Origin of the sequence: Bacillus sp. EB600, assembly GCF_024494385.1 — a bacterium.
Lineage (GTDB): Bacteria > Bacillota > Bacilli > Bacillales > Cytobacillaceae > JAEVLT01.
Genome location: NZ_JAEVLT010000025.1, coordinates 1 through 22,297 on the forward strand (window position 1 = coordinate 1; position 22,297 = coordinate 22,297).

General features: G+C 39.3%; 19 protein-coding genes, 1 pseudogene and 1 other annotated feature. Of the genes and pseudogenes, 3 read left to right on the forward strand and 17 right to left on the reverse strand.

The window, feature by feature from the left end; translation table 11 throughout:
- Positions 1-895 (forward strand): IclR family transcriptional regulator (locus JN080_RS20150; protein WP_256237777.1); only part of this gene is annotated, 895 nt, incomplete at its 5' end.
- A 179-nt stretch (positions 896-1,074) separates the two neighbouring features.
- Here JN080_RS20150 and JN080_RS20155 read toward each other — a convergent pair.
- The 4 genes from JN080_RS20155 to JN080_RS20170 form a co-directional block, all read right to left on the reverse strand.
- A complete protein-coding gene (locus JN080_RS20155) occupies positions 1,075-2,262 on the reverse strand; it encodes a M20 family metallopeptidase (RefSeq protein ID WP_256237778.1) in 1,188 nt (395 codons plus the stop codon).
- Between the two features lie 56 nt (positions 2,263-2,318).
- Positions 2,319-3,725, reverse strand: coding sequence for an MFS transporter (locus JN080_RS20160; protein WP_309144704.1), 1,407 nt, complete (start codon positions 3,723-3,725; stop codon positions 2,319-2,321).
- 421 nt (positions 3,726-4,146) lie between these two features.
- A complete protein-coding gene (locus JN080_RS20165; RefSeq protein ID WP_256237780.1) occupies positions 4,147-6,522 on the reverse strand; it encodes a helix-turn-helix domain-containing protein in 2,376 nt (791 codons plus the stop codon).
- 207 nt (positions 6,523-6,729) lie between these two features.
- A complete protein-coding gene (locus tag JN080_RS20170; RefSeq protein ID WP_256237781.1) occupies positions 6,730-7,746 on the reverse strand; it encodes a 4Fe-4S binding protein in 1,017 nt (338 codons plus the stop codon).
- Positions 7,747-7,987: 241 nt separating this feature from the next.
- Positions 7,988-8,242, forward strand: a binding site (T-box leader).
- 142 nt (positions 8,243-8,384) lie between these two features.
- Between JN080_RS20170 and brnQ the strand changes: the two genes are divergently transcribed.
- Positions 8,385-9,719, forward strand: coding sequence for a branched-chain amino acid transport system II carrier protein (gene brnQ / locus JN080_RS20175; RefSeq protein ID WP_256237782.1), 1,335 nt, complete (start codon positions 8,385-8,387; stop codon positions 9,717-9,719).
- A gap of 199 nt (positions 9,720-9,918) precedes the next feature.
- Here brnQ and JN080_RS20180 read toward each other — a convergent pair.
- A pseudogene (locus JN080_RS20180) lies at positions 9,919-10,905 on the reverse strand (Gfo/Idh/MocA family protein).
- 170 nt (positions 10,906-11,075) lie between these two features.
- On the opposite strand from JN080_RS20180, the gene JN080_RS20185 reads away from it, so the two are divergent.
- Positions 11,076-12,734 carry a glutamine--tRNA ligase/YqeY domain fusion protein gene (locus JN080_RS20185; RefSeq protein ID WP_256237783.1) on the forward strand — a complete coding sequence of 553 codons (1,659 nt, stop codon included), beginning with the start codon at positions 11,076-11,078 and terminating at the stop codon, positions 12,732-12,734.
- Between the two features lie 67 nt (positions 12,735-12,801).
- Here the strand turns inward: JN080_RS20185 and JN080_RS20190 are convergent, their stop codons facing one another.
- The 12 genes from JN080_RS20190 to JN080_RS20245 all read right to left on the reverse strand — a co-directional run bounded on the left by JN080_RS20190 (position 12,802) and on the right by JN080_RS20245 (position 22,184).
- The gene (locus JN080_RS20190; protein ID WP_256237784.1) at positions 12,802-13,869 is read right to left on the reverse strand and encodes a PAS domain-containing sensor histidine kinase; all 1,068 of its coding nucleotides are present in this window, start codon (positions 13,867-13,869) and stop codon (positions 12,802-12,804) included.
- A gap of 17 nt (positions 13,870-13,886) precedes the next feature.
- Positions 13,887-14,339 (reverse strand): GAF domain-containing protein, encoded by a 453-nt coding sequence (locus JN080_RS20195; RefSeq protein ID WP_256237785.1) that lies wholly within the window; start codon positions 14,337-14,339, stop codon positions 13,887-13,889.
- Between the two features lie 15 nt (positions 14,340-14,354).
- Positions 14,355-15,008, reverse strand: coding sequence for a response regulator (locus JN080_RS20200; RefSeq protein WP_309144703.1), 654 nt, complete (start codon positions 15,006-15,008; stop codon positions 14,355-14,357).
- Complete coding sequence (locus tag JN080_RS20205) at positions 14,986-15,699, reverse strand: sensor histidine kinase (protein WP_256237786.1); 714 nt, start codon at positions 15,697-15,699, stop codon at positions 14,986-14,988. Before JN080_RS20205 ends, JN080_RS20200 begins: the two co-directional genes overlap by 23 nt.
- A gap of 43 nt (positions 15,700-15,742) precedes the next feature.
- Positions 15,743-16,018 carry a hypothetical protein gene (locus JN080_RS20210; RefSeq protein WP_256237787.1) on the reverse strand — a complete coding sequence of 92 codons (276 nt, stop codon included), beginning with the start codon at positions 16,016-16,018 and terminating at the stop codon, positions 15,743-15,745.
- Positions 16,005-16,316, reverse strand: coding sequence for a hypothetical protein (locus tag JN080_RS20215; protein WP_256237788.1), 312 nt, complete (start codon positions 16,314-16,316; stop codon positions 16,005-16,007). Before JN080_RS20215 ends, JN080_RS20210 begins: the two co-directional genes overlap by 14 nt.
- Positions 16,313-16,510, reverse strand: coding sequence for a hypothetical protein (locus JN080_RS20220; protein WP_256237789.1), 198 nt, complete (start codon positions 16,508-16,510; stop codon positions 16,313-16,315). The genes JN080_RS20215 and JN080_RS20220 overlap by 4 nt, the downstream gene beginning before the upstream one ends.
- Positions 16,500-17,024 carry a Rieske 2Fe-2S domain-containing protein gene (locus JN080_RS20225; RefSeq protein WP_256237790.1) on the reverse strand — a complete coding sequence of 175 codons (525 nt, stop codon included), beginning with the start codon at positions 17,022-17,024 and terminating at the stop codon, positions 16,500-16,502. Before JN080_RS20225 ends, JN080_RS20220 begins: the two co-directional genes overlap by 11 nt.
- Positions 17,025-17,036: 12 nt before the next feature.
- Positions 17,037-17,597, reverse strand: coding sequence for a 4Fe-4S dicluster domain-containing protein (locus tag JN080_RS20230; RefSeq protein WP_256237791.1), 561 nt, complete (start codon positions 17,595-17,597; stop codon positions 17,037-17,039).
- Positions 17,598-19,766 (reverse strand): molybdopterin oxidoreductase family protein, encoded by a 2,169-nt coding sequence (locus JN080_RS20235; RefSeq protein WP_256237792.1) that lies wholly within the window; start codon positions 19,764-19,766, stop codon positions 17,598-17,600. It lies immediately after the preceding gene.
- Positions 19,753-20,793 (reverse strand): hypothetical protein, encoded by a 1,041-nt coding sequence (locus JN080_RS20240; protein WP_375141715.1) that lies wholly within the window; start codon positions 20,791-20,793, stop codon positions 19,753-19,755. Before JN080_RS20240 ends, JN080_RS20235 begins: the two co-directional genes overlap by 14 nt.
- A 203-nt stretch (positions 20,794-20,996) precedes the next feature.
- Positions 20,997-22,184, reverse strand: a complete 1,188-nt coding sequence (locus tag JN080_RS20245) for a zinc metalloprotease (RefSeq protein ID WP_256237794.1) — start codon at positions 22,182-22,184, stop codon at positions 20,997-20,999.
- Between the last annotated feature and the right edge of the window lie 113 nt (positions 22,185-22,297).

Genomic DNA, 22,297 nt, shown 5'->3' on the forward strand with positions numbered 1-22,297 from the left:
TTTTAGAATGAATAAATTAAAAAAAGGTCTATTTTTTTATATCTTAAATGTGTATACTATTGAACTAATTCAATATGTGAATCGGTATCAACATCTACTTGGGGGTAATGGGTATATGAGGGATGTAAACGTTAAATTAAATCAATCACTTGAAAAGGCCATTAGTATTTTAGACTGTTTTTCTCATGATTCGCAGTATCAAACGATAGAAAATATATGTAAATTAGTAGATATTCCAAAAGCAACTGCTTATCGGCTTCTTTATACAATGGAGACTTTGGGGCTAATCCATTATAACCAAAAGGATTCCACCTATTGTTTAGGGTTAAAAATGTTCGAATATGGCGGCGTGGTTATTGGTCGATTAAATATAATTAATGTCGCAAGTCCCTATTTAACTGCTCTCCATCATAAAACAGGTTTTACTGTTCTATTAGCGATTCTTGAAGGTGACCACTTAGTTTATATAGATAAACGTGTAACGCTTGAAGGTGTAGGATATACATCTACCATTGGTCGATTCAGGGATCCCCATTATGGAGCTCTTGGGAAGGTTTTAATGGCATATCTTGAGGAGCCAGAAATAAAAAAGCTTCTTAGAACAGCGCCATTAATAAAGTATACGAATTACAGCATTACAGATCCTGAGGCTTTTTTGAAACAGTTACAGCAAATAAGAGAACAAGGATACTATGTTGATAATGAAGAGGTAATATATAACGTCACTGCTGTTGCAGCACCTATTAAAAATAAATGGAATGAAGTTATAGCTGCCGTAACAGTAGTTGGGCCAAAGGATACAATCAATGAATACTCAGTTTCAGAAATCATTCAAAGTATCTGCCATTGTACAGACCAAATATCTGGAGAGTTGGGAAGAAAGTCTCCAGATTGATATCATTAAAGATATAAATATTCGTTTTCTAATCATTTTCACGTATTGACCACCGATTGATAAATTTCCAAAAAAAGGGTCTCAAGATAATGGTAGCTTTTAGAAAGACAGCCATTACATTGAGACCCTTTTAAAAAGATACCTTTCTCCACTCAATCAAATTGAGTGGAGAGTTTTCTTTATTCTACTTCAAAGTAACTGCAAGCTACTTGTCCAACTGCCTTCGCAGCTACAAGAAGTGCATCCTCATCAATGTCAAATTTTGGATTGTGATTGAAATATGGTTTTTCTACCCCTTTTGGTGAACATGCAATGTAAAAGAAGCAAGCAGGGAATTTTTCAGCATAATGAGCAAAGTCTTCGGATGGCGGCATTGCCGGGAATTCCTTCACTTCTTTAATATCTTTATCATTCATGCTTCGTAAACTTTCAGCAACCTTTGCGGTAAGCTCAGGGTTGTTATATAAAGGCGGATAATCCGGAGTATAGGTAAGCTCACAGGTTACGCCAAATTCTTCTTCAATTCCTTTTACAATCCGTTTTACTTCTTTCTCAATCGTTTCTTTTGTTTCAACAGTCATATAACGGATATCACCTTCAAGCTCCACACTGTCTTTAATAACGTTGAATGTACCTTTACCATCAAATGATCCGATTGTAATAACGCCTACATCGAAAGGACTTAATCTGCGGCTAACAATGGTTTGAACGGCAGTAACAAAATAAGAACCAGCAACAATGGCATCATTCGCTAGATGAGGAGAGGAACCATGTCCTCCTCTTCCTTGAATTTTTAGTCTCATGTATGCTCTTCCATTGAATGAAAAACCAGCATGATAGCCTACTGTTCCTGCAGGTCCCATAGGTAACAAATGGATGCCATAAATGGCATCTAAATCATCAAGTAAACCAGATTTAATCATCCCGATTGCGCCGCCTGGCGGTACCTCTTCAGCAGGTTGGTGAATGATTTTAATCTTGCCGGGAATTTCATCCTTAAGTTGGATTAAGCAGTCTGCCAGAACCATTAGGTATGCGGTATGGCCATCATGACCACAAGCGTGCATGACACCTGGATTTTTCGATTTAAATGGTACATCTGTTTCTTCAAAAATCGGAAGTGCATCGAAATCAGCACGTAAGCCAATTGTTTTTCCCGGTTTACCACCTGTAATGGTCACGATAAGACCGTGTCCACCGCCAACATTTGTTTGCACTTCGACATCTTTACCTTTATAAAACTCTTCAATATATTTACTTGTGTTTTCTTCTTGAAAGGATAACTCAGGGTTTTCATGAAGATATCGACGAATTTGAATCATTTCTTCTTTACGGTCTTCTAACATTTTCATCAATTTGTCTTTCATATCGATTACCTCCATTTAATTATTATATTTTGTTTTTATTATGACTAATGAAAACATTAACCAACCTTTTTGATGAGTTCTTCTTGATGTGCTTTTCCTGCACTTTTTGGAACCAGGGCTACAATTGAAATAAGTGCCAGTATTCCGAAGATCACGTTGACGATGATTCCGGATGATGCTGCAATTTCTTTACTGCTCGGTGCGATGGCACCGTAAACCGCTGCTGAAATGGCAACACCGAATGCCCCGCCAAGTGAGCTTGCCATTTTGTAAACCCCTGCAGCAGCCCCAATTTTATCTGAAGGAGCATTCGATACAGAAGTATCTGTAGATGGAGTTGCATAGATGCCAAGTCCCAGACCAAATAATGCAAAACCGATGAACACCACAACTGTATAAGCGAAGCCTTGTAAGAAAGTAAGACCCATAAACGCTACCCCAATCGTCGTGATGATTGTTCCCCAGATCATTGGAGCTTTAGCACCTGCTTTTTGGAGAATTTTCTCACCAACACGAATCATCACTAAAACAGCAACTAAATAACCAAGTGACAGCATCCCTGATTGGAAAGCAGTAAATCCACGACCAACTTGAACATACGTATTGGCCACAACTAATGTACCAGCTACGGCGTTTAATAAGAAATTTGAATATGTTGCACCGGCATATGGTTTATTTTTAAATAAAGAGAAGTCAATTAAAGCAATGGCATTGTTTTTTTCCACTTTGACAAAAACAAAAATCCCAATAATGGCTACAGCTAAACAAATTAAAATAGGAGCGCTTGTCCAGCCCCAATCTTTTCCCCGAGTGATGAAAAGATTTAAAGCAAGCAGCGTGACAACCAAAATGGTTAAGCCCCTCACGTCAAATTTAAAAGCACCTTTTGATTCTGCTTTACTTTCGGGAGTATCTTTTATAAGCAACATGCCCAGAAGAGCAAAAATGATCGAGAAAATGAAAATCCATCTCCAACCCATATAGGTGGCAATCGCACCACCGGCGAAAGAACAAACCCCAGAACCGCCCCAAGACCCAATTGACCAGAAACTGAGAGCACGTTGACGATCCGCTCCCTCATAATATTCTTTCACTAACGCAATGGTTGACGGCATAATACATGCTGCTGAAAGACCTTGAATAATACGTCCAATAATCAGTAACGTTGCCCCTTGTGTTATTACAAGGAGTAAGGAACCAATGATGCTCAATATTAACCCAATATACGTAATTTTTTTTCGTCCAACTTTATCCGCTAAACCACCAGCACCTACGATAAACATACCTGAGAATAACGAAGTTAAACTAATCGCAATATTCAATGTTCCAAGTGAAATGCCTAAATCCGATTGTACAGCTGGCACTACGTTCACCATAGCCTGAGCAAACAGCCAAAATGTAATAACGCCGAACACAATTCCTGTGATCATCTTATTTGTTCCTTTATAACCTGTCTCCATGATTTCCCTCCTGATGTTGTTTTCTAAAAAGGTTCACTACTCAATCGCCCTAAGGATTTCATTAATGATTTCTTACTGCTACTTTTTACATATAATAGCTTTATAAACTTGGTAATATTCCTCAATCTCTGCAATAAGTGCTCCTTTTGACAAAAGGCAGGCAACCTTTTCTTTCTACACCATTATTATAAAAAATAGGCCGAAATAAAATGAGTCAATAATGATGTAATTTGATGCCTTAAAAAGGGGAATTTTAAACATTGAAGTGGTTTAGGTAAAAAAAAGGCGGTTTTTTTTTACCTAAACCAAAATGGGCCTGACCTATGCAACCTCTTTATACCGTTTAAAAAAGTGTATGTACCACTATTAACGGCGTACAGAGAGCAAATTCAGACCCTTTTTGGATTACCTTCACTGAACCTCTTTATATGATGACCTTACGAATATCAAAAAAATGAATAGCATTACTCGTCATGTAGGAATAAAATGACCAGTCTCCTTTGATCGATTCATCGAATATTTCCAGGGACGGACGAGTGGAATTGATAATATAATCGATAATCTCAGCATCCATGCCATGTTTGCTGTTCAAGCCCCACCATTTCGTATACAAAGCACCATAATTTTTGTCAAATACCTGCTTCCGTATTTGATACTCACCTGCTTGCATTCCAGATATTGTAACACGAATATCCTTATTAAGTTTTTGAAGGAACGCCTCTTCAAGTGAGAAATACGGATTGACGATATTGCAATTCATCAGGACCAATTGAAATCCTCGGTCATTTTGTGTTAGCAAAAAATCCTCGCCCTTTGCTACAATCTCTCCATTCAATCGTTTTAAAAACATCATGGCAAAATAAGCAGGTCGTTTACCTTTAAAATAATGGAATAATTCGATGCCATCCATTCGTATATTGAGATCATTTCCCCCTTCTTCATGAACTTCCGTGTTCATCCAGAAACAAACAGATTCTACTTCATTTGCTATATCCAAAACATTTTTCAAGATTAAAGCTCCGCGAAAGAAGGTGCCGTTCGTATACCTGGTATTACCAGTCAATGTGTTCCAAGTTACGAGATGGAGCGGTTTTTCGAGATGATTCTTCCTTAAATAGTGTTTCATTTTATTTGTTTTCTCTTTGATATAATCCTTAGCTAAATCTAAACGTTCATCTTCTATTCCTTTAAAGTCAAACATCTCATTCTGGTTGGCATTGAAGCCGATAAAATCAATATAATCGGCAAATTCTACCTGCCAGGTGTGGTTGTCGCTTGTTTTTTCTTCACGATAGGAAAAAGGCATATAGACGCCAACCCGAATGGATGGAATATACATTTTTAAGGCTTCATACAGCCTAGAATAGACCCTCTGAAGTTCTATTGATTCGACCCCTGTATAATAAGGCTCGTAAAACATAACATGCCAGTGTTTAATATACGTTTCTCCGTATAGATGCAAACAATGTCTGATAAATTGAGTAAGTTTGGTGAAATATTGTTCTTCATTTCTCGAAATGTCTTTATAATCAATCCGTACAAACAAAGAGAAATCGTGCTTTTTCATGAACTCCAGCGCACTATCGATATTAAAATAAGGAGATGTCGTCGCGATCGCTTCATCTGTTTCCACCTCAGGAGGAATCACCGCACTGCTTAGCAGATGACGAACTCCGATATATCTGAGCTGTAAATCTTTTTTCACGCTTAATACTTGGGACCTTACATCTTCTTTTAACAGTTCGATAATGTCTCCAATATTGAGAATATGATCAGGACAGTTTAATTTTGATGGGACTGAATTGAATAAGTTTACTGTCAATTTTTCATAACGAGTTTCTGTATGGTTATACACCTTATTATCATCCATTAATAGTCTACTTAATTTCGCAACCGTTTCTGGTGAACGAATCAGCTTCGCAGCATCTTCTATGTTATATTTTTGAACAGAATCTACCTTTTGCACTGGATGATTATCTCGATAAGCATGCGGGGACATTCCGTATACTTCTTTAAATAGAGTAGAGTAAGACTTTGTATTTGGAAAGCCATTATTCATTGCAATTTGTGATATAGATTCGGATGTGTACAGCAAATCCTTCATGCTATGTTTGAGTCTAATATTCATTAAGAACCTGCTGAATCCCATCCCCATCTTTTGTTTAAAATAACGGGATAAGTAGCCTGTGGAAAGATAAAATTTCTTTGCCATTTCTTCTAATGTAATCACCTGTTCGTAATTCTTTCCCATAAAATCAATCATTTGGGATAACCGCATGTCATCTGTATCAATTCTCTCATAGACACTCCCATCTTCTTTGAAGCGACGGATGAGGATGAGAAGGATTTGACTGATATATCCATGAATCTCGATTCCATAGCTTTCTTCTTGTCTATAATAGCTGATCATCACATTTGCTAGCAGCTTTCGGATGGAAAGAATCATTTCTTCTCTTCCCATATCGACTTCTCGCGAAAAGCATTCAAATCGACGATTACGATACTCACCGTAATGATGATCCATGAATGCATCCGAAATGGTTAAGTTCAGTACACTATTATTTTCGCTTCCCTGGACTTGATAAAGCTGATTACGATTAATAACAAGCAGATCTTTCTCTTTCAAATGGTAAAAGCGACTGTCGGTTTCAATTTTTAATTCACCGTCTATCACTAAAATGAATCGAATTCCTTGGTTCACTCTTGGGGCAAGAAACTCGATATTTTGTAATGAAATTTGAAAATCTGACAGTGCATCGTTCAATCTTTTCACCCATTTCCATTTTTTCATTCTATTCATTATATACCACGATATTAACCTAATATAATATCAGCCATCGTGGAACATCCAAAAATCCTCCTTAGTATCAGTTTGATCAAACTTTATTCTAAAGCAACTGCAGTTGATTTTGTCCTTTAGAGCTTTTTGTTTAACTGGAGCTAGACAGTTCCCAAAGTCCAGCAACTATACTATTCATTACTACCAAAAGAAAAGACTGCCTTTGTTTTAATGTCCAATCTGATTTACTTGAGGGATTAATTCCTTCCATTCATTATAGGTGATGATCGTATTCCAATGGCCGGTGATTTTTGCGAAGCTGACAACAACTATAAACAGGGCTATGAATGCAACAGGAATTACCCATTTGTTTACCTTTTTATTGACGACTGTCATGTTTAACGTATCCTTAATCGGACACGCCTCTACACACGCCATGCATGCGGTGCAATTTGGCGTAAGTACAGTCTTTTTTTGTGAAACCTTTATTCTTTGTGGACAAACCTTAGTACACATTTCACAATTTGTGCAGGTATCTTCATTTCTGCGAACCTTTGTAATTCGAAAAATAGAACCGAGGCCGATTAATGCTCCATATGGACAAAGAAAGCGGCACCAAAAGTTTTTAAAGAAAAGCGAGAGCAGAACCAAAACAATGACAACCTTTAAAGAAAAACCGCTAATATTTAAGAAAAAGAGCAGCATTTTTACATCGGAAATCTTATTATAAGGATCATCTAAAAAATATTTAGCAGTATAGGTCGACATCCCGATAATCATATTTAAGAAAAAGAGCAATAACAAATATTTTAGCGGTGTCAATAGCCATGCCACTACTTGAGGAATCTCAAAATTTCGTTTAAACAGCTTTTTTCCAAGCACCCCCAGCCATTCACTTACTGTACCTATCGGACAGAACCAGCTGCAAAATGTTTTGCGGAACAGAATTCCCGAGCCAATAATAAAGGTGAATAAAACAAGACCTGCCGGGTGAACTTTATCAAAATCTCCACTGGTTAACCAAACCTTTAAGGCAACCAAAGCACTGATCGGCAAAAACCCTTCAACCGCTGAAGGCCGTACCACGAATGGCTCTTTTCCGAGTGATTCAAAATGTAGATAAAATTGATAAAAACGCAATCCTACATATAATAAAAAGAAAAGAAACACAGCTTGAACAGCATGCCTTGCTAGTTGAATAGGCTTGCGTTTCAATTGCTTATAATACCACTGCTTTGATTTCATTACGAAACCTCCATTCCTCGTTACACTAACTATAAAGAATGGAAAAAAGCACACATGTGATTTAAATCATCGACAAGACTGATTTCATAAAGATTTCACATTAGTCTTCGCAAATAGTTCATATTTACTAGATATGATTGAATACAGAAACCGTTTTCGAAAAATTTTTATAAAAAACCCCTTGCAATATTATATAGAAATAATATAATTGCATTATCAAAGTTTTTAGAAAAGTCTTTGTATAAAGTCAATGAAGAGAACAGTAGCATGCACAATCTTGTTCTGTAGAGAGCCGGCGGTTGGTGAAAGACCGGTGTCAGGTTGCCTGTGAAAATCATCTCTGAGATGCAAGGCCGAACCAATTAGTAAGCCTTTGCCGGAACTGTCCGCCGTTAGCATGGACCGCGTATGATGGTACGTTGATCGAGAGCCGCAAATTTCTTTATTTGTTTGTTTGCGGAAGTAGGGTGGTAACGCGAGCACGCTCGTCCCTATCCATTAGGGGCGGGCTTTTTATTTTGTCCAAAAAGCTCTTGGCGCACTGGAGCTTACGATGAAATGCGGAGGTACCCTTTAACGACTGACCAACATCCAGCTGCAAAGATATATTTCTATACTAATAAAAGGGAGAGAGAGAAATGAAAAGAAAAGATACTTTTTTTGTAGGTTTAATGCTATTCTCAATGTTTTTTGGAGCAGGAAATTTAATCTTCCCTCCTTTTTTAGGAATGGGGGCCGGAACCTCCTTTTGGCCAGCTATAATTGGCTTCGTTTTAACCGGGGTGGGCTTACCGCTCTTAGTACTAACAGCTATTGCCCTAGTAAAAGATGGTGTCAATACATTGGGGAGTCGTGTTCATCCATTATTTGGGGTCATTTTTACAGTAGTCGTTTATTTATCGATCGGACCATTCTTTGGTATTCCAAGAAATGCGAATGTTGCGTTTGAAATGGGCTTTAAACCATTCCTAGGCAGTGTTTCCATCAGCCAATCCGTACTATTGTTACTGTTTACGGTAGTATTCTTTGCACTTGTTTACCTATTAAGCTTAAACCCATCGAAAGTGGTTGATTATATGGGACAATTAATTACTCCTGTCCTATTGATCTCCATTGTGGTTCTATGTATAACAGGATTCATGAAGCTGAATCATCCATTTACTGCGCCTAATGAAACCTATCAAACAGCTTCCTTGTTTAAAGGTTTTATCGATGGCTATCAAACAATGGACGCCCTTGCTGCGCTTGCCTTCGGAATTGTTATTTTATCAACCCTTAAGCAAAAAGGGGTGCAAGAGAGAAAACAGTTAACCAAATATACCGTGAAAACAGGCCTTGTTGCCGGAACAGCACTTGCCCTTGTTTATGTAGCAATTGGATTTTTAGGAGCAAAAATGGGCGGTTACGGAACATTCGATAATGGTACATCATTATTATCTGCCGCTTCAACGATGCTCTTAGGAACAGGTGGAAAGGTCCTCCTTGGGGTAATTTTCACGCTCGCCTGCTTTACAACATGTGTCGGACTTACCATTGCTTGCGGTGAATATTTTTCAAAGGTTTTACCGAAGCTTAGCTATCGTTTTGTTGTGACAACCATTACAGTTGTTAGTTTTTTAATTGCAAATCTTGGCTTAAATCAAATTATTTCCATTTCTGTTCCATTCCTGGTCACGGCGTACCCATTAACCATTGTCCTTGTAACTCTTTCGTTTTTCCATCGCTATTACCATGGTTCACAAATGGTTTATGTTGGCGCAATGTTATTGACAGGACTTGTGAGCTTAAATGATGGTTTGAAATCGTTTGGTGTCGGTGTCCATTTTGTCCAAGTATTCATGGATACTCTACCATTAGCATCTGTTGGTTTAGGCTGGGTTGTTCCGGCACTAGTTGGAGGGATCGTTGGGCTCGGTTGGGACCGGCTGAGGACCCATTCTACTGATGAGCTTAATGTGGAAAAAGCATCATAATAATAAAAAATACCTGGGCCATGGCCATGGCACCCGGGTATTTTTTATTATTTTTATTACCAAAGTAAATGCCGAACAGATTATGACATTCGCGGAATAAAAGTTGAACTGCGCGGAAATATCGCTAAAACGTGCGAAAATAATCAAAAATTCCTCGGAATTCAAGCTTAAATCCGCGGAATAGGTAATAAACACTTTTTTATTTTTCCGATTCAAAAATAATCTTGTTTTGTTTTCTTGATTCCTCTGTGATCTTGAGAACGATTTTGCTCAAAGCTTTTAATTCCTCATATTCCTTGTTATTTTTCGTGTTTAAAATCTTTGCGAAATTCCTACATTCATAAACCATATCTTTTTATTCAAGGGGAACACTTAGGATATTGCTTTCTTTTGTATGGCTGTCAAAAAATTCAATTTGAGAAATTGGGGCGGCATCCTCCATGACAAAGGTTCCATCCTCACCATGAATTTCACACAGCAGTGTCGAATGAGAAACCTTTGAGCAGACGATCGTACACACAAATTCCTCATACTCTAATACGAGTGTCCCGCTCCCATCGACACCAGTCCTTAAAATCACTGGATGGTACCCTGCTTTTTTCGGTGCCCCAAACAATCCAACCGCTAAATAAAGCGGGTATACTCCTAAATCAACTAACGCTCCTCCAGAATAAACGGCTGAAAATATATTGGGTTCTTCGCCTTGTCAGTATAAATCATAGCGGGAAGAGTACTTGATGTACGGTAAAATAGCACTTCTAATTTCCCCTGCCATTGAAAGCTTTTCTTTTAAAATTTTAAAATTAGGAGTATGAATATTGCGGATTGCTTCAAATAAACAGACCCCATTTTCTTCTGCTGCTTTGAACGCTTCTTCTAACTCTCTTGTGTTTGAAAAGATTGGCTTTTCACAGATTACATGCTTTTTATTTTTTAAAAATAAAATAGCTTGTTCGTAATGAAAAGAATTAGGCGAAGCAATGTATACAACATCAATTTTGTCGCTTTTCGCCATTACCTCCAAGTCGGAAAAGGTCTCTGATGCATTGTATGTATCAGCCAGCATTGCCGCATTTTCCTCTGACCGTGAATATACACCGGCTAATTGAAACTCTCCACTAAGCTGAGCTGCTTCTATAAATGATGAAGTAATCCAACCTGTACCGACTGTGCCGAAGTTTACCATTTCGTCATCTCCCTTCAAGATCGCTCTTCAACAACCATTTTACACATCTATTATTCCCTTTTAAAATAGATAGCTGCATTTGTTTCCTTAACGGATTATCGGGAATAATGGAAAAATATCAATATTTATGATATATAAGAAGTACATATAATGAAAGAGGTTGAAAAAAAGTGGACAATAATACGTCTAATTTTATTAAAGATGTTATGATTCAAGATCTGGAAACAGGCAAGCGCAAAAGTATTGTCACCCGCTTTCCACCTGAACCTAATGGTTATTTACATATTGGTCATGCCAAGTCAATCGTGATTAATTTTGGATTAGCAGATGATTTTAACGGTAAAACCAATTTAAGATTCGATGATACCAACCCATTGAAAGAAGATGTTGAGTTTGTAAACTCGATCAAAGAAGATGTTAAATGGCTTGGATATGAATGGGACGGATTATTTTTTGCTTCAAATTACTTCGAAGAAATGTATAACCGTGCTGTGCTTTTAATTAAAAAAGGATTAGCGTATGTGGATGACTTATCAGCAGACGATATTCGCGAATACCGCGGAACATTAACGGAGCCTGGAAAAGAAAGTCCATATCGTAATCGTTCAATCGAAGAAAATCTTGAGCTGTTTGACCAGATGCGTAATGGCGAGTTTGGTAATGGCGAAAAGGTTCTCCGTGCTAAAATTGACATGAGTTCACCTAACATTAACCTCCGTGACCCGGTAATTTATCGAATTGCCCATGCGACCCACCATAATACTGGTGACAAATGGTGCATTTACCCTATGTATGCCTTTGCCCATCCAATTGAGGATGCAATTGAAGGCGTCACACATTCAATTTGTACAATTGAGTTCGAGGATCAACGTCCATTATATAATTGGATCGTTGAACAATGTGAGATGGAGTGCCAGCCGCAGCAAATCGAATTTGGTCGCCTAAATATTACAAATACTGTAATGAGTAAGCGGAAGCTGAAGCAATTAGTTGAAGAAGGCTATGTGGATGGCTGGGATGATCCCCGCATGCCGACTCTTTCCGGGATGCGCCGAAAAGGATATACACCTGAATCAATTCGTGAATTTGTCCGTGAAACAGGTGTATCGAAAGGTTCTGGAGTTGTTGATTCGCAAATGCTTGATCATTTTGTCCGTGAGGATTTAAAATTAAAGGCCCCCCGTACAATGGCTGTGATTAAACCATTAAAGGTCGTTATTACCAACTATCCTGAAGGACAGGTTGAATGGCTGGATGCGGAAAACAATCCGGAAAATCCGGACATGGGCAGCAGGAAAATTCCATTTTCTCGTGAAATCTACATCGAACAGGAGGATTTCATGGAAAATCCACCTAAGAAATATTTCCGCTTGTTCCCAGGAAATGAAGTCCGTTTAAAAAATGCCTATTTTATTAAATGTGAAGAGTTTATTAAAAATGAAAACGGGGAAGTTGTTGAAATTCGGTGTACCTATGATCCTGAGACGAAGAGCGGAACAGGCTTTGCCGGCCGAAAAGTAAAAGGAACGATTCACTGGGTTGAAGCAAGCCTTGCCGTTCCGGCGGAATTCCGTTTATATGAGCCGCTCATATTGGATGAAACCAAGGATGCAGCAGATGGTGAAGGAAAGACGTTCCTTGACCATGTGAATCCGAACTCACTAGAAATAATCCAGGGTTTTGTAGAGCCAAATATGAAAGAAGCACAGGCTCAGGATAAGTTCCAATTTTTCAGACATGGATACTTTAACGTTGACCCTAAAAATACGACAGCAGACAAGCTCGTTTTTAACAGAATTGTCTCATTGAAGAGTTCATTTAAATTATGAAAATCATAAAAAGAACCAGGCAGGCGCCTGGTTCTTTTGCTTATTAAACATCATTTTTCTGATTCACTCATTCTACCCTTTTTACGATTATTGGCACCTCTAAAATAATTTTCGTGCCTTGGCCAGGGATAGACTGGACCGATAACTCCCCACCAACTGAGCGAGCCCGTTCATCCATGCTAAATAAACCGACACCGGGCGAATGTTTGCTCATATCAAAGCCTTTACCCCTATCCTCTATCATCACCCTAACCGCTTCATCCAGCTCTCTTATCGTAATAGTTGCTATTGTAACTTCAGCGTACTTACGAACATTTGTTAAAGCTTCTTGTATGACGCGGTAAATCGTTGTTTCAATACTCATACTCAGACGCCGGTTTAAGACACATTCAAAGTAGACATCAATATGATAGTTATCGGAAAAACGGCTTAAAAATGTACGGATAGCTGGAACCAGGCCCAGATCATCAAGCACAGAGGGCCGCAGCTCCCACGAGATATCACGAATTTCTTCAATTAATTGTGCTGCCTCGGCCTGCATCTGTTCTAACAAGGGATGATCCAACTCAGATTGCAAACGATTAATTGTTATCAGATGACTGTATAAATTTTGGCCGATTCCATCATGCAAATTCCGTGAAAGTCGTTTACGCTCCTCTTCTTGTACATCGATTATTCGCACCATCATTTTTTGAAGTTCTACTTCGGCTTGCTTTCTTTTCGTAATTTCATAGCGAATGGCAAGATATTGATATGGGCGACCCTTCTCATTTAAAAACGGGACAATGGTTGTATCGACCCAATAGTAGCTGCCATCCTTTGCCTTATTTCGGATTTCTCCCTTCCAAACTTGACCTAAACCAATGGTCCGCCACATCTCTTTGAAAAAATCCCTCGAGTGGTAGCCGGAATTAACAATTCGATGATCCTGGCCAATGAGCTCTGCCCTGGGAAATTTCGATACTTGGCAAAATTGGTCATTCACGTATGTAATCAACCCCCGTGCATCAGTAATAGCAACGATGGAAGATTCATCAAGGGCAAACTTTAAATCAACTAATTCTTGCACCGACTTTTTAAGTTCCTCTTCAAGGCCTGCCACCTTGTTTGCAGGCTGAATTATTTTACCGTCCATCATTCTGCCTCCTGCAATCAAAGGATAATGTAGTCTTTTAACGCCATTTCAAGTAAGGTTGCAGTTTCTTTCACAGTTTCCTGTTCCCTTTCGGAAAAAATATACCGCTCTCTTTTTCCTATCAATAAAACACCTTTTGGGACACCATTAAAAAATAAAGGGACTGCATATGAGGAAACAAGTTTTTCAGCGAGCATGATTGGATGTTCAATTGCCTTTCCTGTAATCCCATTTGGAAAGTCCTGAATCATCATTGGGCTTCCGCTTGAAATCACCTTTCCCGCAATTCCTTTTCCGTACCGTACGGTTATTCTTTTATACTTGTCATTCAGATTACCGGAAGCATACCTCCATCTGATATCAGGGCCTACTTCGTTTTGGATAGCAAGTCCGACAAACTCACCTTCAATTTCATTCTTCAATTTTTCACAGGCTTCAACAATTGGCTGCAGTTCCCTTAATTCTGTCATGCGCGAACTTTCTCCTTATAAGCCATAACCTAGTAACCCCTTTTTAAGAGCATATTCGACTAACTCTGGCCGGGTTTTCATTTGCAGCTTTTCCATCAGGTTGCCTTTATGGGTCTCAACGGTCTTCACACTAATGACTAGCTTTTCAGCTATTTCCTTATTGGAGTATCCCTTGGCAATGAGGGTAAGCACCTCTTTTTCCCGATCCGATAAAAGGTGATATGTATCAGCATTCCCATGCTTCATACTGCCAAGATATTCTTCCATTAAACGCTTTGTTGCCGAAGGGTGCAGATAGGCGTCACCTTTCGCAACAGATTCAATCGCAGCCATCAGCTCATCATGGGGAGCACTTTTTAAAATACATCCTGATGCTCCCGCCTGTATGGCTCGAAATAAGTATTCTTCATCATCATGCATCGTTAATATTAAAATGTTTACTTCAGGCATTAATTTCTTTAACTCGGCTGTCGCAGACAGCCCATCTTTACCATGCGGCATGCTTAAATCCATAACGACTACATTTGGTTTAAGCTTTAACGCTTTTTTAATTCCTTCATTTCCTTCCGAGGCCTCTCCAATTACCTGAATCTCAGGGTTGGTATTTAAAAGCATTGTCAGTCCCATTCTTACAACCGCATGGTCATCAACCAACAGGATTTTTATCACGATAATCTCTCCTTTGATCCCTATCCATTTCTGCAAAGGGAAGAGATAGTTCAATTGCAGTTCCCTCTCCTATTTTAGAGGAAATGCAGCAATCCCCGCCAGCTAAAAGCATTCGTTCCCGCATCGCAGCCAGCCCTGATGATGGATTTTGCTTCGAGCGTTTCTCCGGCTCAAAGCCCTTGCCAAAATCACGAATAGTAATTTTCAAATCAGCTGCATCCCAACTAAAATCAATTGTTACATTTGAAGTGTCAGCATATTTCGCGATATTGGCAAGGGCCTCCTGGCAGACACGAAAGACGGCAATATTGTTTTGTTCAGGGATAGGCTGCTCCTTTCCTGTGGATGTAAGATCAACGATGATTCCGAATGTTGAGGTATATAATTTACTATAGCTTTTTATTGCTGGAAGTAAACCTAGTGTATCAAGGGTTGGAGGATGCAATTCTACGGAAAGCAGCCTTAGCTCTTGGATGGTCTTTTCTAATAACTGCGACATTTCACGTGCATACATTTTCATATCCGGTTTAATCACACCGGATTCCAAAACCTTTAATCCCGTTAGTAGGCTATAGAGGTTTTGGCCAACTCCCTCATGAAGCTCAAGAGCAATTCGTTTGATTTCATCTTCCTGCGATTGAATAATATATGAGCTTATTTGCTGATTAGAAGAAACATTCTCCATATCCATCTCTGCTCCCTTCTTTACATTAGTATACAAAAAAGGCAGGTTCTTATGAAGAAACCTGAACCTTATAATGCAATCCGCTTTCTTGATCAAACGCAGACCATTCTGTGTCCGTTTCACTTATCCTGCTTGCGAGCGGCACAGCAAGAAAATAAATATCATCAAAGTAAAAGCGGATATGTGTTTTATCTGGGCAAAGCTGAATCCTCTTTATCGATTTTTTGACGGTGGGAGCCTGATCGCTCCCTTTTTCATCATGAATTGAAATTTCAGCATGAATGCCGGCAAATCTTTGTAGTTCTTGCAAGTTAATGAGTTCCACAGCTACTACATCCTCTCGTTACAGGATAAATAAACATCTTATAGCCTTGTAGGTACTTCCAAAATTCCTCACCGGCCTGCTCCTCGAGAAATTGAATCGTTTCTTCTTCGGAAGTCCAATCGCTCATTCCTTTTACTTCTGCAACGACCATTTCCGCTCCATCCATTTGCTTTTCCTCTAAATACCAGTTTACTCTTTTCCCCTGAAAAACAAAGTGCAAGATTTGGTCAATTTCAGCCTTAAAACCGCCGGATGCTCCCCTTATAAAACAAAAATCAAGATAGGTTTCATTGTTCATCTGTCTTCCAGACCCCTCATTTTCTTTTTGTCATATTTATAGACAAGGAGAGCGATCGGAAACAATACCACATTGATTAGGGCCGCGATTATAGAATTGGTATAATGTTCGTAAAAATACTGATGCACCATATATTGAGTAAAAATGATATTCACCATTAAAATTACACATAGAATAACAAGATTACGCTTCATAACGTTTCACCCTCACAGCATAAATTGCACCGTTTTCTACTTTCACTTGGACTTCAGGGAGCGGGCGTCTTGGCGGACCGGCAATCGGTTCACCCGTTTTCACATCAAATTTTCCATGATGGCACGGGCAAATCATTTCTCCCTCCTTCTTTTCCCAGAATACGGGACAGCGAAGATGTGTACAGGCATTTTGATAGGCTACATATTGATTTTCGGAAAGTCGAATCAGAATAGCGCTGTCATGTTCTCCTGGAAAGGCAAAATCAACTGCATCCCCAACCGCGAGCGATTTCACATCGGTGATTTTCTTTTTTGGATAGTCTTTATGGCTAAGACCCGCTAACTCCTTTGCCGCTACAGCTCCCCATGGAAGAGAGGAGATAGCAAAAACCCCGGCTGCACCAACAAGTGTTTTCATGAAACCACGGCGGTCTAACTTTCTTTCATGATTACGATTAATATTATGGGTATAATTATCCTCATCAAATGGGATTTTGTTGTTTTTATCCGTCATCCCTAATCCCTCCTAAAACAGTTTCGTGACTCCCTGCAAAATACCTGGAAGATTCACTCTTACGTTTGTTTCACCCTCTAGATAAGGCCTGCTTGTTACCCATTTTCCATTATCAAGGTTAAATTGCTTTTGCTTTGCTTCTATTTCTTCATCTGTTAGCCACTGTAATGTATTAGACGGACAAACGCTCGCACACATCGGCGGTATTCCATCCTTTGAACGGTCAATACAAAGGTCACATTTGTACATTAAATTTTGCTCAGTATCGAATTTCGGTATCCCGTACGGGCAAGCAATTGTACAGTTTTGGCAGCCAATACATTTCTCTACAAGTGCCGAAAGCACAGCACCCGTTTCATGGATTTGAATCGCTTGGGCCGGACAGCTTCGTGCACATGCCGGGTTCACACAATGAAGACACATTAGAGGCATTGTCTGCCGGTTAACGAGCGGGTTAACGTCGTAAACATAGTTGCGATTACGCTGTTCGTGTCCGCCGCATTGCGTGCAGGCAGCTAAACAGGAACGGCAACCGATACAGTTTTCAAGTTCTAAATAAAGCCTCTTCTTCATTTATTGCACCTTCTTTAAATCTAATTTTTCAATTTGTGCTGCACACGCTTTAAATTCTGGCATCTTTGAGATTGGATCAAGCGCCGGATTTGTTAGTAGATTAATAGATTGTTCATGACCCCAATGGTATGGAACAAATACTGTATCTTTCCTAATAGCTTCGGTAATTTTCACTTTATATACTGCCTCTCCCCTGCGGGTATACAATCGAACCCGTTCCTCATGTTCGATTCCGTATTTTGCTGCCGTTTCTGGGTGAACTTCTACATATGGTTCTGGACACATATCACGTAAAAATTGAATTCTTCTCGTCTGATTTCCTGATAAATAATGGAATACCACACGACCTGAAGTTAAGCGAAGCGGATACGTGTCATCCGGCTCTTCAGCAGGCGGACGGTATGGAAGGGCACAGATTTTCGCCTTTCCGTCTGGGTGGTAGAACTTTTTATCTAAAAACATATGTGGTGTACCTGGATCATTTTCATCTTTGCAAGGCCAGAATACGCCATCTTGTTTGTCAATCTTATCCCACGTTGCCCCGTAATAATCGGCATACCCGCCTTTGGAGGCTAAGCGGAATTCATCAGCAACATCTCTTGCAGTTTTTAAATGAGAGAAATATTTTCCTCTGCCCAGCTTTTCTGCAAGTTCCACCTGGATTTGCCAATCTGGCTTGGATTCACCAAGCGGCTCTTGCGCTTTATTAATCTTAATGATTCGACCCTCAAGGTTTGTAACTGTTCCTTCATCCTCTGACCAAGTGACGGTTGGCAGAATGACATCAGCAAATTCTGCTGATTCAGATAGATAGAAATCTGCACAGACCATAAAATCTAAGCCTTTCATAGCCTTACGGACCAAGTTTAAATTCGGAGCCGAAACAGCAGGGTTTGAACAGAGTAAATAAAATCCTCGGATTGTCTTTTCCTCCATTAGCCCAAACATTTCATAGGCAGACACACCCGGCAAAGGCATTTCTTCCGGAGTAATTCCCCACACTTCGCATACTTCTTCCACATGCTTTGGATTGGTTAGTTTGCGGTAACCTGGAAGCAGATCTGCTTTCTGGCCATGTTCACGGCCGCCTTGACCATTCCCTTGTCCTGTAAATGTAGCAACACCTGCTTTAGGGCGTCCGATTTTACCTGTTACCAATGCCATATTGGTATAAGCAGAAACATTATCCACACCTTTTTGCTGCTGCTCGATTCCACGGGCAAACATAACAATCGCGTTTGGCGCCTTTCCGTAGATTTCAGCAGCACGGATTATTTTTTCTTTCGCTACACCAGTGATCTCACTTGTATACTCTGGAGTGAATTGTTTAACAAGCTCTTTTGTTTCTTCAAAGCCATTTGTATGGTTGTTAACGAAATCCTCATCCACATATCCATTTTGGATTAACAGATTTAAAATCCCGTTTGCAAGTGCTAAGTCTGTTCCTGGCCTTAAATCTAAGTGAACATCTGCTCTCCGGGCAATTGGCGTTTCACGAGGGTCAGCAACGATTAAGTATCCGCCTCTTTCTTGAACATTCCAGATTCGAAACATTGATGTTGGATGACATTCTGCCGTATTGCTTCCGGCAATAAATAAACAATCCGTCTCATGGAGATCTGTCCAAGGTAAAGTAGACCCACGGTCAACACCAAATGAACGAAGGAACCCCCCTGCTGCACTAGACATACAAAAACGTCCATTATAGTCGATGTAGCGAGTCCGAAGCCCCACCCTTGCAAATTTTCCTGTTAAGTAACATTTCTCATTGGTCATCGAAACACCGCTGTAAACAGCCAATGTATCTTTCCCATATTTACTTTGCAGCTCGGTAAACCTTGCAGCAATCAAATCATAGGCTTCCTCCCATGTTGCTTCACGGAATCCTTCTTTTGTCCCTTTTAACGAAGCATCATCACGGATCAACGGTCTGAGAATTCGATCAGGGTGGTTTGTTTGCTGATAAGCGGTTACGCCTTTGGGACACATTTTTCCCACGTTAACCGGCCAATCATAACGAGGTTCAACGCCAACAATTTTATTTGTTACCGTATTCACCCTTAAGTTCATCCCGCATTGCATCCCGCAATAGGCACAATGTGTTTTAATGAGGGTCTCATTCGGATGTCTTACATTTTCAATTTCCTTAAAAAACTTATCCCTTGGCATTCTGGTTGGCCTCCTTGAACTTTATCTCGTGAGTGGGAATTCCTGAGAATCTTGAAATACGATATTTTCGTCGGCATGGAAGACATAATTCCGCAAGCTGAAAGCCTTCCTTCATTTTAAATCCGATATCATTGACACCTAATACATGAATGACATCATTTGATTGTTCCACCGAAACAAAATGATCGCCGCAAACCTTGCACTCTTTCATTTTTTGTTCACCATAGTGCTCACGATAGTTTCTTGCCAACACACTCATCGGCCGAAAAGGAATATGAGCGAGTTTTCCAAATGGAAGATAAATCAATGTAACAATTACTGCAAACTGATGAATCAGTGACATAATTGGCTGTCCATAACCATGCATAACAATGTTCATAAACGTTAATAAGAGTCCTGTAATCGAAATAAATAACAATAAATATAATGGTAGGAAATCATACATAAATTTTTGTTCCGCTCTTGCCTGGAAATTTTTCAAGCGGCGGTATAAGGCCATGCAGACCCCTGCAGTTACCATGATCGCTGCAATATTCAAGGCATTATAGGAGAAAAAAGCGACAATCCCCTCCGCTGGCATCTTCATTACATTCATTCCAAATAACACAACGGTATAATAGCCATTATCATCCATCGTAAAATACATCCAGCTAAACACGAGCGGAAACGTAACAAAGCAAGCTAAAATGCAGCCCCAGCCAATTAAAATATGTTGGACCCAGCGATAAACTCCCCTGTTTCGAATGAAGTTGTATATCGCTAAATGATTGATTGATGTTTTAACCGTATTTTTTCGAAACAGCAGCTTTAATCCCTTTTTAATAATGATTTTAGTTGGCGGCCTTTCCCCCCATGCGATAAATCGATAAAAGAATCCACCGATAAAGACAATAGTTCCCACCATATATCCATATAGGTTCAAGTCAATATGCGTAAACATTCTTGTACCTATAAACGTTAAAATGGCAAGACCGACAACAGCTAAAAACATTGATTTTGCAAAATGGGAAGCAAACGCATTATTGATCGAATGTTCCTGTTTTTGATTGGTTGTTGTATGAACACTATGTACCTGCATCAAAGTTCCCTCCTAAAAAAATAACACTACCGTTCTTCTTATTTCATTCTAAGAAAACGGTAGTGTTATCAGTATCGGGGAAATCCCCGATCATGTGCGGAAAATCCCCCTATATATAGCGATTTAGACATACTTTTGTCACAAACACCGATTTAGGCCGCTTGCCTGTATTTTTTTGTCCAAGAATAAACGAGCAGAACAAAACCAAGAAGGATCTGAATGACAAAAACGGCTGCGTCCCAAAAAGATAAACTAGTTATAGGATTTCGAAATTCGGGAAGAATTTTATGAAATGCATAGAGCAGTTGTGGAATATAAAAGCCGATGTAAAGAGCAATGGTCAAAACAACACCCACGATATAGAAAATAGAATACCAAAGGACTGTTTTTCTTTCGCTGTCAAAGACTACGTCTCCAGCTGCGGGAGTCTTATGCAGCAGCTTAAAGCGGTTCCTAAGAAGCTGTTGGGCGTTTTCCATCAAATTATAACAACCAGTACTATTTTCAAAAACATAATATAAATCTGTTTTCATATAGACACATAGCTGGTAAACGACGCGAATAAACGTATTTAAAACCATAACTTGTAAAATTCTATGTAAAATCGGAGAGCTGCTTGGAATAGCCAATTGACTAATTAAAGCAAGAAAAAGAATGACAGTATCAAAGCATAGCCCTGCACTATATAAAACATTTCGGTCTTTCGCAGGCAACTTCCATGCGGATGACATATCCGTTTCCAGAACAACCAGAAATAAGCGGTGGCCAACCTCCAGTTTTGTAGGAAGACCATAGGCCCTAACGGCTAAAACATGTCCAAATTCATGGATTATAACTAAGACAAAAGTCAAAACCAGCCATGCTGGTATATTCAGTACCATCAGATCAAAGATAAACATGTCTCTATATTGTGGGAATAAATTGTGGTGGAAAATAAGAAGACTAAGATTAGCAATAAATAAAACTAGATAAAGAATGATAGCTAACTTATTAAAGAAAAACCGACCTGCTTTTGATGAGATCCATAAAAAACCTGATGGCTGCTGCCTTTTTTGTTTGGATTCCATCCTAACCCCATCAATTACTTCAATCAACTCAAGCTCTAACAGTTGTTCGGCAAAATTGAGAAGATCTACTTCCTCCTCTGGGTATTTTTGTTTAAGTTGAGATTCAATTTCCGCTAACATAGCCCCAGTTTGAATCATTTTAATGGCATCAATACACACCTCAGTCATTTCGTAAAACTCACCCGAAGCCATATCCTCAACAATAAAATGCTTCTGATCCTTGTGTATTTTAAGCGGGACCAGCTTAATTTGTGTAGTCATGGCGAGCTTCATATGAACACCCTTTTTTTAAATAAAATAAGGATGCACATGAAGCATCCCATTCAAAAAACTATATTATATATTAAAAAATAGACACCACCAGCAAGTTGTCTTCACTTTCTCTA